Annotated in this window: 10 protein-coding genes; 4 read left to right on the plus strand and 6 right to left on the minus strand. The window is 71.5% G+C overall.

The window, feature by feature from the left end; all coding sequences use genetic code 11:
• Positions 1 to 98: 98 nt before the first annotated feature.
• Positions 99 to 1,499, minus strand: a complete 1,401-nt coding sequence (locus ACFWI9_RS00755) for a hypothetical protein (protein ID WP_387157935.1) — start codon at positions 1,497 to 1,499, stop codon at positions 99 to 101.
• Positions 1,500 to 1,638: 139 nt separating this feature from the next.
• Positions 1,639 to 2,592 (minus strand): MerR family transcriptional regulator, encoded by a 954-nt coding sequence (locus tag ACFWI9_RS00760; RefSeq protein WP_387157937.1) that lies wholly within the window; start codon positions 2,590 to 2,592, stop codon positions 1,639 to 1,641.
• 133 nt (positions 2,593 to 2,725) lie between these two features.
• On the opposite strand from ACFWI9_RS00760, the gene ACFWI9_RS00765 reads away from it, so the two are divergent.
• A complete protein-coding gene (locus tag ACFWI9_RS00765; protein WP_387157939.1) occupies positions 2,726 to 4,285 on the plus strand; it encodes an alpha/beta fold hydrolase in 1,560 nt (519 codons plus the stop codon).
• A gap of 799 nt (positions 4,286 to 5,084) precedes the next feature.
• On the opposite strand, the gene ACFWI9_RS00770 is transcribed toward ACFWI9_RS00765, so the two are convergent.
• Positions 5,085 to 5,498, minus strand: a complete 414-nt coding sequence (locus ACFWI9_RS00770; RefSeq protein WP_387157941.1) for a PaaI family thioesterase — start codon at positions 5,496 to 5,498, stop codon at positions 5,085 to 5,087.
• A 190-nt stretch (positions 5,499 to 5,688) separates the two neighbouring features.
• Here ACFWI9_RS00770 and ACFWI9_RS00775 point away from each other — a divergent pair, with 190 nt between their 5' ends.
• Entirely contained in the window at positions 5,689 to 6,915 is a 1,227-nt protein-coding gene (locus ACFWI9_RS00775) for an amidase (RefSeq protein WP_387157943.1), read from the plus strand.
• A 60-nt stretch (positions 6,916 to 6,975) separates the two neighbouring features.
• Here the strand turns inward: ACFWI9_RS00775 and ACFWI9_RS00780 are convergent, their stop codons facing one another.
• Entirely contained in the window at positions 6,976 to 8,199 is a 1,224-nt protein-coding gene (locus ACFWI9_RS00780; RefSeq protein WP_387157945.1) for an amidohydrolase family protein, read from the minus strand.
• A gap of 226 nt (positions 8,200 to 8,425) precedes the next feature.
• On the opposite strand from ACFWI9_RS00780, the gene ACFWI9_RS00785 reads away from it, so the two are divergent.
• Positions 8,426 to 11,434, plus strand: a complete 3,009-nt coding sequence (locus ACFWI9_RS00785; protein WP_387157947.1) for a BTAD domain-containing putative transcriptional regulator — start codon at positions 8,426 to 8,428, stop codon at positions 11,432 to 11,434.
• Positions 11,435 to 11,641: 207 nt separating this feature from the next.
• The gene (locus ACFWI9_RS00790) at positions 11,642 to 11,872 is read left to right on the plus strand and encodes a sigma-like protein (RefSeq protein ID WP_387157948.1); all 231 of its coding nucleotides are present in this window, start codon (positions 11,642 to 11,644) and stop codon (positions 11,870 to 11,872) included.
• Between the two features lie 134 nt (positions 11,873 to 12,006).
• Here the strand turns inward: ACFWI9_RS00790 and ACFWI9_RS00795 are convergent, their stop codons facing one another.
• Both ACFWI9_RS00795 and ACFWI9_RS00800 read right to left on the minus strand, forming a co-directional pair.
• Positions 12,007 to 12,222: a hypothetical protein gene (locus ACFWI9_RS00795; protein WP_387157998.1), complete on the minus strand. Its 216-nt coding sequence runs from the start codon at positions 12,220 to 12,222 to the stop codon at positions 12,007 to 12,009.
• 114 nt (positions 12,223 to 12,336) lie between these two features.
• The gene (locus ACFWI9_RS00800; RefSeq protein ID WP_387157950.1) at positions 12,337 to 13,896 is read right to left on the minus strand and encodes a FadD3 family acyl-CoA ligase; all 1,560 of its coding nucleotides are present in this window, start codon (positions 13,894 to 13,896) and stop codon (positions 12,337 to 12,339) included.
• Positions 13,897 to 13,927: the final 31 nt, after the last annotated feature.

The raw sequence follows: 13,927 nt of genomic DNA on the forward strand, positions 1-13,927 counted from the left end.
GCGGCCGTCCGCGTCGGCTCCGGGCCCCACCACTTCGAGGGCAACCCCCCCCTGGGGGGGCTGCCCCCCGACGTTGCGAAGCGGGCGGGTGTGCTGTCTCAGCCGATGCAGCCGGTGACGGGCTGGGGGCTGAAGACGCAGTTGGTGGGGAAGTTGGCGGTGAAGGTGGAGCCGACCACGGCCGCGATCGCCACCGTGGTGTAGACGCCTCCCGGTGCGGGGGCGCTCGGGGCGATGTTGGTGTCCACACTGGAGTTGGTGAACGAGAACGTCGCGCCGTCGTTGTAGACACCCGCAGCGGCGGAGCCGGTACCGGTGACCTTGTTGGTGTCGATGCCGGAGTCGGTCACCGACACGGTCGTGGGGTTGATGTTGGTATCGGCGTAGAGGCCGCCGCCCTGCGAGTACCGCCCGGAGGCCACATTGCCGGTCACGGTGGTGCCGTTCTGCAACGTCAGCGTGGTCGCCGCCCCCTCACTGTCTTCCGCGGCGATGCCCGCGCCCTGCCCGAAGGCACCCACCAACTGGTTGTTGGCGACGGTGGTGTTGTCCAGGGTCATCGAGCCCAAGGTGCGGATACCGCCGCCTCGGTTGCCGAGGCCGTCGTTCACGAAGCCGGTGACATAGTTGCCGCTGACCGTGGAGTCCGTGAGCGCCACGGACGCGTCGGCGTCCGCCGCCAGGAAGAGCACTCCACCTCCGCCTTCGACGCTGGCGGTGACTCTGTTGTCCGTGATCGCGGTGCCGTCGACGGTCAACGACCCCCCGCTCACGAAGAAGATTCCACCGCCGGCCGCCTTCGCGGTGTTGTTGCGGATGGCTCCGCCCGTGATAACCGCCGGCTGGTCGGTCGAAAGGAAAAGGCCTCCGCCCGAGTTCTCGGTACGGTTGCGGGTCACGATCACCGAGTCCAGCGCGACCGACACCGTTCCGGTAGTGAAAAGGCCGCCACCGAAGCCAGTGGCGCGGTTGTCGCTGATCGTTCCGCCCGAGAGGGAGATCGACGTGCCGCTCTCTGCCTCGATAGCACCGCCGTCTTGGGCGGTATTGCCCTGGAAGTGCACGTTGGTAGTGGCCAAGGACCCGCCGGAGGTGCCGAGGAACACTCCGCCGCCGGGGTTGCCGGAACCTGCGTTGCCGTTCATAACGGTGAGCGTGTCCATGGTCAGCGAGACGGCGCCGACGTCGAAGATGCGGAAGTCGGATGCCGACGTGTCGCGCTTGATCGTGGCGTTGTTGCCCTGGATCTCCAGCGGCTGGATGATCTGCGGCAAGGCACCGCCGCCCGCGTCGGTGAGGACGTAGGGGCAGTACGACGCCAGGATCAGCGTGTCACCGGTGCCCGCGTTGGAGTTGGCGATCGCGGTGCGCAGATCCGCCTCCGTACACGCCACATTCACCACCGCCGCCCGCGCCTGCGCCGGAACCCCCGACGCCAACCCCGCCAGCAGCACCCCCACCACCACAGCCGCACCCACGCGTGCCCTACGCCAACCCATCACACCACTCCACAGACTCGTACGGCCCGCTGACACGGATCCACACCACCGTAACCAGTCAATACCAGCCACAAAGCTGACATACCGACAAACCAAGAGGACTGTCATCCCATCAGCCCACACCTGTGTCAGACACGGTTCAGACCTCGGCGACCTCGGAATCCAGGGCCGCGCGGAGCCAGTCGTCGGCCGCGCCGAAGGTCGGGGCGGCCGGGCCGGCGAGGTCGCCGGCGAGATCCCAGTACCGCGTGATCACCGGGTCCGCGATCCAGGCGAGCAGGCGACTCAGTTGGCGGCGGAACGCCGGGGTGTCGCGCATCCCACGTGAGGCGGCGTACGCGCAGACGTAGGCGTCGAGCGCCTCGCCGCCGTGCGGGGGCCTTCCGGCCCGTACGTCCGCCACCACCAGGTCGTATGCCTCCCCCAGGCCCTCATACAGCACGGCGGGTCGGCAGCCGCGGTCGGGCTGGCGCGGAATGGGGCGGCAGAAGTCGGTCACGGGGCGGGGTCCGGTGGCGATGGCGTGCATCCTGGCGAAGGTCAGTACCTGGGACGGCGTCGGGTCGGCCGGGAGCTGCGGCACGGCGCCGTCGAGGATGGTGGAGACCAGCCGGGGCGGAAGCCTGACGGGCAGCACACCCCGCCAGAAGCGCGCCAGCGCGGCCGTGCTGGGTGGGACCGACACTGCGCCGACGAGGCGCAACCGCTCGGCACGCTCCTCGGCGGTGCAGTCCCGCAGCAGGTGCAGGGCGGCCTCGCGCCAGCGGAGTGCGGCCAACTGCGAGCCGAGGTCGGCCAACTGCCCCGCTATGACGTCCTCCAGAGCGTCCTCCTGGTCCAGGACCCGGCTCACTTCCGGGACCGGGAGGTCGAGGGTGCGCAGGGAGCGGATCAGGCGGAGCCGGTCGAGTGCCTCCGGGCCGTAGCGGCGATGGCCTCCGGCGCTCCGGGCGGTCTCGGGCAGCAGGCCCCGGTCCGTGTAGAAGCGGACGGTTTTCACGGTGGCTCCGGCCTGTTCGGCGAGTTCGCCGATGCTCCACATGCCGTCGGGGGCGTCGGAGGCGTTCGGCGCGTCTGGCGCGGCGGGGCTCATGAGGCTGGGGTCACGGGACGAGCGGGCGTCAAGGCTTGAACCTCCCTCAGGGGGAGTTCCTACGGTACCGGCGAGCGCGCGGCCGGCCACGGGGGTACGGCCGCGCGGGACCTGTATGTACATGGAGGCGATCATGACGGGGTTCGTGCTGGTACCGGAGATCCACACCGGCGGATGGGTGTGGCAGGACGTGGCCGAGCGGCTGCGGGCGGCGGGTGCGGGCGCTTATCCCGTGACGCTCACCGGGCTCGGTGAGCGGCGCGATTCGGCAGGGCCCGGCACGGACCTCGCGACGCATGTCGACGATGTGGTGCGTGTCATCGACCGGGCCGACGAGCCCGCGTTGGTGGTCGTCGGGCACGGTGTGGGGGTCGCGGCCGCCCGGGGGGCGGCGGCGCGGCCGGGCCCGCGGGGGGGACGGGGCGGGTCCCGCCACCCACCCCCCCGCGGTCCCGGCCAACCGGCCCTGGCGCTGCTGGCCGACCAGGCACTGCGCGAGAGCCTGACGGGCGGGAGCGGCGAGCCGACTCCGGAAGACTGGCAGGTCCGTCCTCCGGAGGCTGGCGAGTGGCACCGGTTCGGCAGTGTGGACGGGGTACCGGCGGACGCGTTGGCGCTGCTGCATGAGCGGGCGGCGGCGCAGCCGCTGGGGACGCTCACTCAGCCGCTCCCCCTGCCGGACGGGGACGGGCTTGCCCGGTTGTCGGCGGCCGGGGTGCTGTGCACGGCCAACGGTTCGAGCATCGCGATGCTCGAAGCGAGGCTGGGAGTCGGGGACCCTGCTCTGCGGGCCCTCGCCGATGCCGGGGTCAGTTTCTTCGAACTACCCACCGGGCACTGGCCGATGCTTTCATCGCCCGACGAGCTGACCCGGGTGCTGCTGCGGGCGGCGAACGGCGAGGGGTACCGGCTGCCGATCGCCGCGGCAGGTGAACAGCCCGCGCATCTGCGGCCGTTCCTGCTGGATGTGCCCGACTGTCGGCGGGTACGGACTGGGCGAGTCGATCTGTATCTCCCCGACGGTGAAGGTGACTTCGGCGGTACCGAAGGCCCGCGCCCGGCGGTGGTGTTCGTCCATGGCGGCCCGCTTCCCGCCGATACACGGCCCACTCCCCGCGACTGGCCGACCTTCATCGGCTACGGCCGCTATGTGGCGAGCCTGGGCGCAGTCGGCGCCACCGTGGAGCACCGGCTGCACGGCATCGGCGACTACGAGCAGGCCGCCGAAGACATCGCCGAGGCAGTCGCGCTCCTACGTGACGATCCACGCGTGGACAGGGACCGTGTCGCGTTGTGGTTCTTCTCGGGGGGCGGGCTGCTGATGGCGGACTGGCTCGCGGCGCCGCCGCCGTGGCTACGGTGCCTGGCGGCGAACTATCCGGCGCTCGCGCCGCTGCCGAACTGGGGTCTCGACGGTACGCGTTTCCACCCCGCGCGCATTGTGGCCGAGCCGGGAGGGGCACCGACGCCGCCGATCGTGCTGACCCGGGTAGGACGCGAGTGGCCGGAGTTCACAGCGACGGTCGATGAGTTCCTGACCGCCGCCGCGGAGGGCGGGACTGATGCCGAGATCGCCGAGATCATCGACGTACCGCAGGCGCACCACGGGTTCGAGACGATCGACCACACCGCCGAGGCACGCGATGCCGTGCGGCGGGCGGTACGGGCCGTGCTCAAGCGGCTGCGGGAGTGAGCGCGGCGAGTCGATCGGGTCGCGTCGCGCCACGCGGTGCCCAGGGTCGGGCGGGCGGGGCGCCCTCCGGTGGCTGCGGTCTGCGGTCTGCCGGGTTCCGGGCCTCCGGGGCACTGAGGCCCCGGGTCACCGGGGCTCCGGGTCACCGGGCCACCGGGTCACCGGGGCTCCGGGTCACCGGGCCACCGGGCCACCGGGTCACCGGGTCACCGGGGCTCCGGGTCACCGGGCCACCGGGGCACTGAGGCTCCGGGCCACCGGGCCACCGGGTCACCGGGCCACCGGGCCACCGGGCCACCGGGTCACCGGGGCTCCGGGCACCGGGCACCGGGCACCGAGGTCCGAGCACCAGGGCCCCCTACCGGGGGTCAACCGGCCCACGGGCTTTCGGGCCTTCCGCGCCCCGGCGCTCGGGTCACCAGGGCTCTGGGCTCTGGGCTCTGGGTCAACGGACCTTCGTCCTTCAGGCCTTGGGGTCCGGGGCCTTGGGCCTTGGGCCCCAAGTCACCGAGGTCAACGGACCTAAGGTCTTTCGAGTCTTCGGGCCTTCCGCGCTCCCGGCGCTCGGGGCTCCCGGGCCTCAGGACCTCGGGGGATCCGGGGATCCAGGGATCCAGGGCTCCAGGGCTCCAGGGCTCCAGGGCTCCAGGGCTCCAGGGCTCCAGCCGTCAGGCCACCAGGTCCCGGGGGCCCGGGCCACCCCCGGGGCCCGGGCCGCCGGGCATCCGGGCCGCCGGGCATCCGGGCATCCGGGCATCCAGCCGCCAGGCCACCGGGCCACCGGGCCCCGGGTCCCCGGTCAACCCAGCAGCGCGTACACCGTCGAGGCGCGGGCGGCCGGTTCCTCGTCGCCCTCCGCCGTCATCGTGATGTCCACGAACGCCATGCGCTTGCCCAGCTTGGAGATACGGGCCTCGACCAGCACGTCCGCGCCCGTCACCGCACGCTGGAAGGTGGTCGACTGCTGGACCGTCGTCATCGGTACGAAGGCACCGCGCGCCGAGGACACGGCGAGCACCGTCGCCGTGTCGGCCGCCGCCATCAGGGCCTGGCCGCTGAGCGCACCGCCCTCCCGGGCGAGCCGGTCGGACCAGGGCAGGCGCAGGACGGCGTGCCGTTCCCCCGTCTCGGCCACCGAGAGGCCGAGGTCGAGCACCCAGGGGGCGAAGTTGTCGGACAGGACCTTGTCTGCTGCGGCGAGCGAGAGCGTCATACGACGATGGTGCCGGGTCGGAGCGTCCATGGGTACGGGGCACCGGCGTGTCGCGGCACCATCGACACACCACCCGGTGCGGCAGCGAAGCTCCGGGGCACGAGCCAGGGTTGAACACGGACACGGCGGCGGCCGAGCCCGCGAACGAGGCGACGCTACGGCCACGAACACAGTCGGGGAGGGCTGCCACATGACCACACCGGCGACGGCATCCGGGGATCCGCGTGGGCCCGGCAGCGGCGAAAGCGAGGGCCGGATGACGGCCTGTGAGATCGCCGCCGCCGTGCACAGGGGGGAGATCTCGGCTCGCCAAACGGCGGCGGCGGCACTGGAGCGGATCGCAGGCGACGATGGCGGCGGCGACACAGTGCGGGCGTTCACCGAGTGGTGGCCCGAGGTGGCCGCAGGACAGGCCGCCGAGGTGGACCGCCGGATCCGGGCGGGCGAGCGGCCACCGCTGGCCGGGGTGCCGCTCGCGGTCAAAAGCACCGAAGGGCTGTCCTCGCACCAGACCCGGCGCCTGGTGGCCGCCGGGTGCATCACCGTGGGCGCCACCGCCACCCCCGGTCCGGGTACCCGATGGCAGACCTGGGGAGCCACCGATCGGGGGCCCACCCTCAACCCGCACGACGGACGCTGGAGTCCCGGCGGCTCATCCGCCGGTTCAGCAGCCGCCGTGGCCACCGGACTGGTGCCGCTGGCCACGGGCAGCGACGGAGCGGGGTCGGTGCGCATCCCGGCCGCGTGGTGTTCCGTGATCGGTCTCAAACCCACCAACGGCCTTGTCCCCGCCCGTGACCGGGCCGGGCTGAACATCTCCGGGCCGCTCGCCCGGACGGCGTCCGACGCGGCCGCCTATCTGGACGCGCTCAGCAGCGACACGCCGCGGAAACACCTCGCGTCGCCATCCGAACGCCCCCTGCGCACCGCGTGGTCGGCGACACTCGGCTTCGCCGACACCGCCGACCGGATCGCCGCCACCGCCTACGCGGCCTTGGAGGCCCTGGTCGCCGCCGGGGCGGTGGAACTCCACGACCTACCCGTCCGAATGCCCGACCCCGCACCGTGCTGGGAAGCGCTCCGGGGCCGCGTACCGGCGGCCGATCCAGGGGAAGCCGTACGCAGACGGGCAGCCCTGACGCGTCGACTCGACGCGCTCTTCACGGAGGTGGATCTGATCGCGACCCCCACCACACCGAACCCACCACACGGGCACGACGGTCCGGGCGCGACGATGAGCGTGGCGCTGACCTGGGGGTTCAACATCACCGGGCATCCGGCCATCAGTCTCCCCGCCGGGCTGACCCCGGCCGGGGAGCCGGTCGGGTTGCAGCTCGTCGCCCGGCACCACCATGAGGCCGATCTGCTGGCCGCTGCCGCGGCGTTGGAGCAGTCGTCCGCGATCGAACGCTCCTGAGGGGAAGGAACGGACGGGGGCACAGGGGCCGTCGCGGCCCTGCTCCCCCGTCCCACCCTGTCACGCCGCCCCGGGCCACAGCCCCTCGGGTGTGAGGCCCAGCAGCTCGATGGCGTTGCCCCGGACGATCCGCTCCACCACGTCCGCCGCCAGGTGCCCCATCTGCGCCTCGCCGACCTCCCTCGACTTGGGCCAGGTCGAGTCCGAGTGCGGGTAGTCCGTCTCGTACAGGACGTTCCCGACCCCGATGTCGTCCAGGTTCCGCAGCCCGAAGGCGTCGTCGAAGAAGCAGCCGTACACATGCCCGGCGAACAGTTCGGAGGGTGGGCGCAACACCTTGTCGGCGACTCCGCCCCAGCCGCGGTTCTCCTCCCAGACCACGTCGGCGCGTTCCAGGATGTAGGGGATCCAGCCGATCTGGCCCTCCGCGTACATGATCCTGAGGTTGGGGAAGCGCTCGAACTTGCCGCTCATCAGCCAGTCGACCATCGAGAAGCAGCAGTTGGCGAAGGTGATGGTGGAACCGACGGCAGGCGGGGCGTCCGCCGATGTGGACGGCATCCTGGACGAGGAGCCGATGTGCATGGCGATGACCGTGCCGGTCTCGTCGCAGGCGGCGAGGAGCGGGTCCCACTCGTCGGTGTGGATGGACGGCAGCCCGAGATGCGGGGGTATCTCCGAGAACGCCACCGCCCGTACTCCGCGTGCCGCGTTGCGGCGGACCTCGGCGGCGGCGAGTCCGGCGTCCCAGAGCGGGATGAGGGTGAGGGGGATCAGCCGGCCGCCGGCGTCGGGCCCGCACCACTCCTCCACCATCCAGTCGTTGTACGCCCGCACCGAGAGCAGTCCCAGCTCGCGGTCCTTGGCCTCGGTGAAGGTCTGGCCGCAGAAGCGCGGGAAGGTGGGGAAGCAGAGCGCGGACTGGACGTGGTTGACGTCCATGTCGGCCAGCCGGTCGGGTACGGAGAACGAACCCGGCCGCATCTGGTCGTAGGTGATGACCTCCAGCCTGATCTCGTCCCTGTCGTAGCCGACCGCGGTGTCGAGGCGGGTGAGTGGGCGGTGCAGGTCCTCGTACACCCACCAGTCGCCGATCGGCCCGTCGTCTCCCGGCGCGCCCATGACCGGGGCGAACTTGCCGCCGAGGAAGGTCATTTCCTTCAACGGGGCCCGGACGATACGCGGGCCGGAATCCTGGTACTTCGACGGCAGCCGGTCCCGCCAGACGTGCGGGGGCTCCACCGTGTGGTCGTCCACCGAGATGATCTCCGGGAAGTTCTCCATGCGTTTCACGGTAGCGCCTATCTGACGATGCGTCAGCTATCCGGTCGACCGGCCGTTCACGGCCGCGTAAGCTGCGGGGTTTCCCATCGTCACCGTTCTCCTACAGAACTGTGCGGCGACTCACCCGCTGCTGACGGAGTGGCTCGTACAAGGCAGACTGTCGGAGGCGACACCGGCGGGACCGGCGGCATGAGTGGACATGAAGCGGTACGAGCAGGGAGTAGCTATGGACCGAGGGGACGGGTCCTCCGAGCAGCAGGCGGATGTACCGGAGCAGGGCATTCCGGAACGTGGTACCCCTGTGACGACAGGCGGTGAAGGCGACGCCGACAGGAACTCCGGCAGCGGCCTGCGCTTCAGCGTGCTCGGACCCGTGCGCGCCTGGAGCGAAGACCGCGCCCTCCCCTCCGGGTCCCCCCAGCAGCGCGCCCTGCTCGCCGCGCTGCTGATGCACGAGGGGCGCACCGCCACGGCGGCCCAGCTGATCGACGCGCTCTGGGGCGAGGATCCGCCCTCGCAGGCGCTCGCGGCCGTACGCACCTACGCGTCGCGACTGCGCAAGGTACTCGGCCCCGATGCGCTGGCCAGCGAGTCCGGCGGCTACGCCATGCGCACCCCGTCCGATGCGCTCGACCTCCATGTCGCCCAGGAGCTGATCTGCGCGGCCGAGAAGGCGCGGGAGGCGGGTGACCGCGCGCAGGCCCGGGCGCTGACCGCCAAGGTGCTGGGCATGTGGGACGGCGAGACGCTCGCCTCGGTGCCCGGCCCCTACGCCGAGTCGCAGCGGGTACGCCTGGAGGAGTGGCGGCTCCAACTCCTCGAAACGCGACTTGAGATGGACCTGGATGTCGGACACCACACGGAGGCAGTGTCCGAACTGACCGCCCTGACCGCCGCGCACCCACTGCGCGAGTGCCTGCGTGAACTCCTGATGCTGGCGCTGTACCGCAGCGGACGACAGGCGGAAGCACTGGCCGTGTACGCGGACACCCGACGGCTGCTCGCCGATGAGCTGGGGGTGGACCCTCGGCCCGAGCTGTCCCGCCTCCAGCAGCGGATACTCCAGGCGGACGAGGAGCTGGCCAGGCCTGCCGAGGAGGCGAAGTCCGGTACGTCCGGGTTCCGAAAGCCGGCGCAACTGCCGGCGACCGTGCCTGACTTCACCGGACGCACCTCGCTCGTACGGGAACTCAGTGAGCAACTAGCCACCTCCGAGGGATCGGTGATGGCGGTCTCGGCGCTCGCCGGAATCGGCGGGGTCGGCAAGACCACGCTCGCCGTGCACGTGGCGCACGACGCGCGTCCCCGGTTCCCGGGCGGGCAGCTCTACGTGGACCTCCAGGGTGCCGGACACCGGCCGGCCGAGCCGGAGACGGTACTCGGGGCGTTCCTGCGGGCGCTCGGGGTGGCCGATACGGAGATCCCCGACTCGCTGGACGAGCGCGCCGCGCTCTACCGCTCCGCGCTCGACGGCCGCCAGGTGCTCGTCCTGCTGGACAACGCCCGCGACGCCGCCCAGGTCCGGCCGCTGCTACCGGGCACAGCGGGCTGCGCGGCCCTCGTCACCAGCCGGATCCGCATGGTGGACCTGGCTGGCGCGCATCTGGTGGACCTGGATGTGATGTCCCCGGATGAAGCGCTCCAGCTCTTCACCCGGATCGTGGGCGAAGAGCGGGTCTGCGCCGAACGCGAGGCGGCCCTGGACGTGGTGGCCGCCTGCGGCTTCCTGCCTCTGGCGCTCCGCATCGCCGCCTCACGCCTCGCCGCCCGCCGCACCTGGACGGTCTCCGTGCTCGCGGCCAAGCTCGCCGACGAGCGCCGCCGCCTGGACGAGCTCCAGGCGGGCGACCTCGCGGTCAAGGCAACCTTCGAACTCGGCTACGGCCAGCTGGAACCGGCCCAGGCGCGCGCCTTCCGCCTGCTGGGGCTCGCCGACGGTCCGGACATCTCCCTGGCGGCCGCCGCGGCCGTACTCGACCTTCCGCCACACGACGCGGAGGACCTGCTGGAGGCGCTGGTCGACACCTCGCTGCTGGAGTCGGCGGCGCCGGGGCGCTACCGCTTCCACGACCTGGTGCGGCTCTACGCGCGTGCATGCGCGGAGCGGGACGAGGAGCCGGCGGAGGGGCGGGAGGCGGCGCTGTCGCGGCTGCTGGACTTCTATCTGGCGACGGCGGCGAGGGTGTTCGCGATCGAGCGGCCAGGCGAGCGACTGGTCGATCACCTCGAGCCGACCGGGTCCGCTGGTCTGACCTTCACGGACCGCCACGAGGCGCAGGACTGGCTCTACGCGGAGGCGAACTCTCTTCTGGCATGTGCACGGCAAGCGGCGGTCGGCTCTCATCTCCGGCGGGCGGTCGACCTGTTGTGGGCCGTCCAGAATCTCGCGGAGTCAGGCGCGAACTCGAGAGTGTACGAGTCCGTGGCCTGTGCCGCTCTCGAAGCCGCCCGAATCGCAGGCGACCCCCGAACCGAGGGGCGGGCCCGCACTTCGATGACCAACGTACATCTGGTGGCAGGCCGGTACGCGGAAGCGGACGAGGAGGCGGCACAGGCGGCAATGCTCGCGACGGCAGCCAACGATCCCGCACCTGTCTACTGGTCCGACAACGACCGGGGCATCATCGCTTTCAACCAGGGTCGCAACGCGGAAGCCGAGGAGCATCTGCGCCGCGCCATGGAAGGGTCGAAGGCGGACGGAAACCTGCCCGGCGAAGCCAGCGCCCTGTGCAATCTGTCGCGCATCCAGGTCGCAATGGGTCGTGCGCAGGAAGGCATCGCGCTCGCCCAGCGGGGAGTGGCTGTCTACGAGCGGATAGGGCATCCGCTGCGACTGGCCAACGCCCTCTTCGCACTGGGCATCGCCCTCACTGGCGCAGGTCGCGAAGAGGAGGCTCTGGAACGGCTCCAGGAAGCACTGGACCATTTCGAGGCGAACCGCCAGCGGCTCTGGGAAGGGACGACACACTGGCGCATTGCCCAGGCCCATCTCTCGGCCCGCCGCCCCGCGCAAGCGGCACGGCACGCCGAACAGGCCTTGGCCATAGGCTGCATCGGCGGTGACCGCATCCGCGGCAGGGTGCTGACCACGCTGGGCCGGGCGCTCGACAGTCTTGGCCAAGCCGACCGGGCACGTGCTTGCTGGCGGGAGGCACTGTCCTTGCAGGAGGCCTCGGGCGCGACCGAGGCTGAAGAGGTCAGGGCGCTGCTCGCCGCACCGGCAGGCGCCGCCTGAGCCGGACAAGTGGGCACAACACGGCTGCACGGGCCAGGGCGTTCATCGATTGTTTATGCTCGTTCGGCATTCTCTATGGCATCTGGTCCGCTGCGGTCGGGGGGCGAGCGGGCCTCGAAAGGCCCTCTGTCCGGCGGCACTCGGGGGAGTCTCCGAACAGAGGGCCACCTTTGGTCAGGCAAAGGCACTCCTTTGGGGGACGGACACATGAGCAGCACCGAGAAGAACGACGAAGAGATCACCACCATGAGCGACCACCACTCGCCGGTCCCGCCCAAGGACGGTGCCGCCACCACCATGAGCGACCACCACTCGCCGGTCCCGCCCAAGGACGGCGGCATCACCGCCATGAGCGACCACCACTCGCCGACACCGCCCAAGGGCGCTGGTCTCACCACCATGAGCGACCACCACTCGCCGACACCGCCCAAGAAGTAACCACAAGCCACACATGACGGGGTACGGCCGCGGCGGCGCGGAGGGGGAGCCGCCGCGGCCGTGGCGTGTGCGGCACCTACGGTGCGCCGCCGGCTCCCGCGCCGTGCCCACCGCGGCGCCTCGCGGCCGGTGGGCTATCCGGCGAAAAGGCGCGCCATGTCCCGGCGCTCGGCCTCCGCCTCGGCACGTTCCGCGTCGGTGAGGGGGCCGCCGTCGTCGAGCATCCACGCGACCAGCTCACCGAGCCGGTCCTGCTCACGCTGGCGCTGTATGGCATGCGTGACGTAGGCGCTGAAGGCGCCAGGCCCGAGCTCCGCGTGGATCTCCTCAGCGAGCTCCTCCGGCAGGATGACGGTTTACTTCTTCGTCGCCATACCGGCGACCATACGCAGCCGGAACGCATCCGGGCGGCGGACGCATCCAGCAGTCCCCCGGAAGCGTGGGCGGGCGGACACGCTCCCCCGCTACCGGCGCGCCCGCAGCTCGCCCTTCAGGACCTTGCCGCTCGCGTTGCGCGGCAGCTCCGCCACGAACTCCACCGACCTCGGGACCTTGTAGTTCGCCATCTCCCGCCGCGACCACGCGATCACGTCGTCCGACGTCAGCGGCGCGCCCGCCCTGCGCACCACATACGCCCGGCCGACCTCGCCCAGCCGCCCGTCCGGTACGCCGATCACCGCGACGTCCGCGATGTCGGGGTGCAGGCCCAGAAGTTGCTCGATCTCCGCCGGATAGGCGTTGAAGCCGCCGACGATGAACATGTCCTTGATCCGGTCCGTGATCCGCAGGTTGCCCCCCTCGTCCAGGACGCCCACGTCTCCCGTGTGCAGCCAGCCGTCGGCGTCGATCGCCGCCGCCGTGCCCTCCGGGTCCTCGAAGTAGCCGCTCATCACGTTGTGGCCGCGCACAAGGATCTCGCCCGGCTCGCCGGGCGCGCCGGACACGACGCGCACCTCCGTGTCCGGGATGGCGCGGCCTGAGGTGGTGGCGACGGTCTCGGGGGTGTCGCCCCGGCGGCACATCGTGACGATGCCGGAGGCCTCGGATAGGCCGTACGCCGTCAGCACGGTGGCGATACGCAGTTCGCCGCGCAGCCGTTCCACCAGTTGGAGTGGCACCACCGCGGCACCGGTCACGACCAGCCTCAGCGCCGACAGGTCGTGGGCGTCGCGGGCCGGGTGGTCCAGCAGTGACTGGTGCAGGGTGGGCGGGCCCGGGAGGACGGAGATGCGTTCGGCGGCGATGTTCGCGAGCACCGTGTCCACGTTGAACACCGGCTGCGGCACCATCGTCGCGCCGCGCATCAGGCAGGCGATGATCCCGGCCTTGTAGCCGAAGGTGTGGAAGAAGGGGTTCACGATCAGATAGCGGTCCCCCTCGCGCAGCCCCGCCAGCTCGCACCAGACGCCGTAGCAGCGCAGGGTCTGGGCGTGGGTGATCACCGCGCCTTTGGGGCGGCCGGTCGTGCCCGAGGTGAAGACGATGTCCGACGGCGACGAAGGGGCCACGGCGTCGGCCCTGGCCCGTACCTCAGCGGTCGGCACCATGTCCCCGGCCACCAGGAAGTCCTTCCAGGTGCGGTAGTCCTCGGGGGCGCTGTCCGCGAGGACCACCACCTGCTCCAGGTGCGGCAGCGGGACATCCGCGCGGCGCAGGGACGCCACATACGACGTGCCGAGGAAGGTGCCTGTGATGAACAGCAGCTTCGCGCGGGTCCGTTGCAGGATGTATGCGGCCTCGGCGCCCTTGAAGCGGGTGTTGAGCGGCACCAGCACCGCGCCCGCCGACACCGCGCCGAGTGCGCTGACGATCCAGTCCAGTGTGTTGGGCGCCCATATCGCCACCCGGTCGCCCGGTCGCACGCCCGCCGCGACACATCCCGCGGCGGCTCGCTCGACGCGTTCGCCCAGCTCGGCGTAGGTGACACGGGTGCGGCCCTCGGCGACGGCCTCCCGCTCCCCATAGCGTTCGGTGGCGTCGCGCACCAGCCTCGGGATGGACATCCACTCCAGGTCGCCGCGCATCGCCGCTCCTCCCCATACCGCCGGACTAGCT

Origin of the sequence: Streptomyces sp. NPDC127084 (assembly GCF_042724175.1) — a bacterium.
In the GTDB taxonomy this organism is placed as follows: domain Bacteria; phylum Actinomycetota; class Actinomycetes; order Streptomycetales; family Streptomycetaceae; genus Streptomyces.

What these genes read in the sequence shown, in the direction of transcription:
- ACFWI9_RS00755 (WP_387157935.1), bottom strand. Translation starts at nt 1,499, where the DNA reads ATGGGTTGGCGTAGGGCACGCGTGGGTGCGGCTGTGGTGGTGGGGGTG.
- ACFWI9_RS00760 (WP_387157937.1), bottom strand. Translation starts at nt 2,592, where the DNA reads ATGAGCCCCGCCGCGCCAGACGCGCCGAACGCCTCCGACGCCCCCGAC.
- ACFWI9_RS00765 (WP_387157939.1), top strand. Translation starts at nt 2,726, where the DNA reads ATGACGGGGTTCGTGCTGGTACCGGAGATCCACACCGGCGGATGGGTG.
- ACFWI9_RS00770 (WP_387157941.1), bottom strand. Translation starts at nt 5,498, where the DNA reads ATGACGCTCTCGCTCGCCGCAGCAGACAAGGTCCTGTCCGACAACTTC.
- ACFWI9_RS00775 (WP_387157943.1), top strand. Translation starts at nt 5,689, where the DNA reads ATGACCACACCGGCGACGGCATCCGGGGATCCGCGTGGGCCCGGCAGC.
- ACFWI9_RS00780 (WP_387157945.1), bottom strand. Translation starts at nt 8,199, where the DNA reads ATGGAGAACTTCCCGGAGATCATCTCGGTGGACGACCACACGGTGGAG.
- ACFWI9_RS00785 (WP_387157947.1), top strand. Translation starts at nt 8,426, where the DNA reads ATGGACCGAGGGGACGGGTCCTCCGAGCAGCAGGCGGATGTACCGGAG.
- ACFWI9_RS00790 (WP_387157948.1), top strand. Translation starts at nt 11,642, where the DNA reads ATGAGCAGCACCGAGAAGAACGACGAAGAGATCACCACCATGAGCGAC.
- ACFWI9_RS00800 (WP_387157950.1), bottom strand. Translation starts at nt 13,896, where the DNA reads ATGCGCGGCGACCTGGAGTGGATGTCCATCCCGAGGCTGGTGCGCGAC.